This is a genomic window from Paraburkholderia sp. RL18-101-BIB-B (genome assembly GCF_046026985.1).
GTDB lineage: Bacteria > Pseudomonadota > Gammaproteobacteria > Burkholderiales > Burkholderiaceae > Paraburkholderia.
The window spans coordinates 1-320 of the sequence record NZ_JARESV010000232.1; the positions used below are offsets into that span (position 1 = coordinate 1).

The 320-nt window shown below is 63.8% G+C and carries 1 pseudogene; it reads left to right on the top strand.

Annotated features, from left to right (window positions below):
* Positions 1-320, top strand: a pseudogene (locus tag P0D73_RS46875) (3-hydroxyacyl-CoA dehydrogenase); the annotation flags it as partial.

Genomic DNA, 320 nt, shown 5'->3' on the forward strand with positions numbered 1-320 from the left:
GCCGCGTGGTCATCGTCCCGCAAGGCGTCACGCACACACCGAAGCAGATTCATCTCGACAAGGCAGGTGGCAAGCTCTATTGGTGCGATCGGGAAGGCATGCGCGTGATGCGCGCCAACCTCGACGGCTCTCAAGTCGAAACGCTGGTCGCGACCGGGCATGGCGACCAGGATCGGCTCGACCAGACCCGGTGGTGCGTCGGAATCACGATCGATCCGAAGGACAGGAAGCTCTACTGGACGCAGAAAGGTCCAGACAACGCCGGCCTAGGCCGCATCTTCCGCGCCAATATCGACATCCCGCAGGGCGAAGGCCCGGCC